Origin of the sequence: Mesorhizobium sp. M4A.F.Ca.ET.050.02.1.1, assembly GCF_003997725.1 — a bacterium.
GTDB lineage: Bacteria > Pseudomonadota > Alphaproteobacteria > Rhizobiales > Rhizobiaceae > Mesorhizobium.
Genome location: NZ_RZSG01000701.1, coordinates 1 through 3160 on the forward strand (window position 1 = coordinate 1; position 3160 = coordinate 3160).

General features: G+C 64.1%; 4 protein-coding genes and 1 pseudogene. 3 read left to right on the forward strand and 2 right to left on the reverse strand.

The window, feature by feature from the left end; all coding sequences use genetic code 11:
* A pseudogene (locus tag EOA33_RS29605) lies at positions 1-115 on the reverse strand (alanine dehydrogenase); the annotation flags it as partial.
* A 158-nt stretch (positions 116-273) separates the two neighbouring features.
* Between EOA33_RS29605 and EOA33_RS29610 the strand changes: the two are divergent.
* Positions 274-747 (forward strand): Lrp/AsnC family transcriptional regulator, encoded by a 474-nt coding sequence (locus EOA33_RS29610; RefSeq protein WP_126054644.1) that lies wholly within the window; start codon positions 274-276, stop codon positions 745-747.
* A gap of 6 nt (positions 748-753) precedes the next feature.
* On the opposite strand, the gene EOA33_RS29615 is transcribed toward EOA33_RS29610, so the two are convergent.
* Positions 754-1413 (reverse strand): 5-formyltetrahydrofolate cyclo-ligase, encoded by a 660-nt coding sequence (locus EOA33_RS29615; RefSeq protein WP_127407250.1) that lies wholly within the window; start codon positions 1411-1413, stop codon positions 754-756.
* A gap of 174 nt (positions 1414-1587) precedes the next feature.
* Here EOA33_RS29615 and EOA33_RS29620 point away from each other — a divergent pair, with 174 nt between their 5' ends.
* Both EOA33_RS29620 and EOA33_RS29625 read left to right on the forward strand, forming a co-directional pair.
* On the forward strand, positions 1588-2853 hold the full coding sequence (locus tag EOA33_RS29620) for an NAD(P)/FAD-dependent oxidoreductase (RefSeq protein WP_127407251.1): 1266 nt from the start codon (positions 1588-1590) through the stop codon (positions 2851-2853).
* A 141-nt stretch (positions 2854-2994) separates the two neighbouring features.
* A partial coding sequence (locus EOA33_RS29625; RefSeq protein ID WP_127407252.1) for a twin-arginine translocation signal domain-containing protein occupies positions 2995-3160 on the forward strand: 166 nt, incomplete at its 3' end.

Genomic DNA, 3160 nt, shown 5'->3' on the forward strand with positions numbered 1-3160 from the left:
CGCCGGTCTCGACCAGCACTTCATGGCCATGCGCGACATATTCGCGGACCGAGCCCGGCGTCAGGCCGACGCGATATTCGTGGTTCTTGATTTCCTTGGGGCAACCGACGCGCATTTTCTGTCTCCTGATCCGGCCCTTTGCGGGCGCGTTCCCTGTATTTGTGGAGTGAACCATGAATCGGCTCGCAGGTGTTTGCGAATGCGCTTGCCTGAACCGGCATGCTTCGATAATTGTTGCGCAAAATATCAATATTTTCGCAGGAAACACGAAAAATGCCGCTCGACAGGATTGATATCGCCATTCTGGAGGCTTTGCAGAAAGATGGCCGGATACCCAACGCGGCACTTGCCGAGAAGGTCGGCCTGTCGCAATCGGCTTGCTCGCGCAGGCTCGACAATCTGGAGAAGTCGGGCACCATCCGCGGCTATCACGCGCGGCTCTCCAACGCCGCGCTCGGCCACCAGATGACGGCGATCGTGCATATATCGCTGTCGGGGCAGTTCGAGAAGACGCTGTCGGATTTCGAGGCGGCGATCAAGCGCTGCCCGAACGTGCTGTCCTGCCATCTGATGTCTGGCGAATACGATTACATCCTGCGCATCGCCGCGAAGGATCTGGTCGACTACGAACGCATTCACAAGGAATGGTTGTCGGCCATGCCGCATGTGACGAAGATCAATTCGTCCTTCGCGCTGCGCGAGATCGTCGACCGGACGGCCGTCGGCTTGCGGCCGGAGATGGCCTAGCTGCCGCTAAGCGCCAGCGGCCTCCGTCACCACCTTGCTCATCGGAATGTCGTGCGGCTGCGGATAGATGGTCGGGATGCGTTGCAATTCGTAGCCGACGCCGATTACCAGCGGCCTGAACGGCATCGCCGCCAGCGTGCGATCGAAGAAGCCGCCGCCGTAACCAAGTCGATACTTGCCTGGGTCGATGCCGACGATCGGCGAGATGACGATGTCTGGCAGCACCGGATCGCCTTCCGCCGGAATCGGGATGTTCCAGACTCCCTTTTCCAGCCGGTCGCCCGGCCTATAGGCGCGGAACACCAGCGGCTGCCCTTTCTCGATCACGACCGGCAGTGCGGTCCGCCCGCCGCGTTCGTTGATCGACGCCATCCAGGGCCGCAGATCCGGCTCGCCGCGAAAAGGCCAGTAGAGGCTGACCATGCGGCCGCCAATATCGCCGACCAGAGCGTCGAGGCCTACGGCGATGCGCGTCGACATCGCCGCGCGGGCATCGGCGGAGACTGCAAGCCGCGCCGCGATCAGCCTCTCGCGCTCGGCCTTGCGCCAGCGTCTGACATCGCTCCAGTCGGTGAGCGGCACCCTGAATTCCGGGTCGAGTTCATGCATGAAACAGGGCGGGGAGGCGTATTGGGCCGGGCCTTGCTCGTCGCGATCGTCAGCCATGCTGCGCTCCTGTCGTTCCAGCCATGAGGCTATACCTCGTGCCAACCGGTCGACATGTGCATTCACGACATCCGGCGGCGAGTCCCGGGCAATTGGACGGTCTTCCCGCTATTGTTGCAATGCACAATAATACCTAGATTGGGTCGGGTGGATTTTGCTTGGCGAGGTAAGTGAATGAACGAAGCCAGCCATCATGTCGTGGTCGTCGGCGCCGGGTTCGGTGGCCTGGAATTGACCCATGCGCTGGCCGGCGCGCCGGTGCGCATCACCATGATCGACAAGCGCAACCATCATTTGTTCCAGCCGCTGCTCTACCAGGTGGCGACCACCTCGCTGGCGACCTCCGAGGTTGCCTGGCCGATCCGTCATCTGCTGCGCAAGCGCAAGAACGTGACGACGCTTCTGGGCAACGTCACCGGCGTCGACCGCGCCGGCAGGCGCGTGCTGCTCGAGGACGGCGGCTCGGTTGCCTTCGACACGCTGGTGCTCGCCACCGGTGCGCGCCACGCCTATTTCGGCCATGACGAATGGGAGCCGTTCGCACCCGGGCTGAAGACGCTTGAGGATGCCACCACGATCCGCCGTCGCATCCTGCTCGCCTTTGAGCAGGCGGAGCGCGAAACCGATGTGGCGAGGCGCCAGGCGCTGCTGACGCTGGCCATCGTCGGTGGCGGGCCGACCGGCGTCGAACTTGCCGGCACCATCGCGGAACTCGCGCATGACACGCTGCGCGACGAATTCCGCAACATCGACACCAGGCAGACGCGCGTGGTGCTGATCGAGGCCGGCGATCGCATCCTCGCCAACTTCGCGCCGGCGCTCTCCGCCTATGCCCAGACGGCGCTGGAGCGGCTTGGCGTCACGGTCGAGCTCGGACGAGCGGTCACTGAGCTGGATGCGGACAGCGTTATCTTTGGCGATAAGCGCCTGCCGGCAAAGACAATCCTATGGGCCGCCGGCGTTGCCGCATCGCCGGCGGCGGAATGGCTGGGGGCGAACGCCGACCGTGCGGGCAGGGTGCTGGTCGAGCCCGATCTCACCGTGCCGGGCAGCCCGGAAATCTTCGTCATCGGCGACACCGCGCATGTGTTGCGCCCGGACGGGACACCGGTGCCGGGCGTGGCACCGTCCGCCAAGCAGGAGGGGCGTCACGTCGCCGCGACGATCAAGGCGCGGCTCGCCGGCGATACGACTTCGCGTCCCTTCCGCTATCAACATGCCGGCGACCTGGCGACCATCGGCAAGCGCGCGGCCGCGATCGACTTCGGCTGGATCAAGCTCACCGGTTGGCTTGCCTGGTGGCTCTGGGGCGTGGCGCACATCTATTTCCTGATCGGTTTCCGCAACCGGCTCGCGGTCTCGCTTAGCTGGCTATGGATCTATTTCACCGGCCAGCGCAGCGCGCGGCTGATCACCCAGGGCGACGACGACAAGGGCTGACGTCGCGCCGGCATCCGTTTCATCGACACGTCACCTTGTCGTGATCGACAGGCCTTTCAATGGACATGGACTTAGACCTCCTTCACCGGCAAGCTCCGCGCTCGCTGGCAGGGGTGTCGCGTTGTCGAAGAGGAGAAAACAATGTCACGACTGCCCGTCTCCCGTCGCGAATTCCTGGCCGGCGCCGCCGCCACCGGGGCGCTGATCATGCTGCATCCCTTCTCCGCCCGGGCCGCGGCCAATCAGGCGCATCTGAGGATCATGGAGACGACCGACATCCACGTGAACGTGCTGCCCTATGACTACT

Coding starts and splice junctions, on each gene's coding strand:
- EOA33_RS29610 (WP_126054644.1), top strand. CDS start 274: ATGCCGCTCGACAGGATTGATATCGCCATTCTGGAGGCTTTGCAGAAA.
- EOA33_RS29615 (WP_127407250.1), bottom strand. CDS start 1,413: ATGGCTGACGATCGCGACGAGCAAGGCCCGGCCCAATACGCCTCCCCG.
- EOA33_RS29620 (WP_127407251.1), top strand. CDS start 1,588: ATGAACGAAGCCAGCCATCATGTCGTGGTCGTCGGCGCCGGGTTCGGT.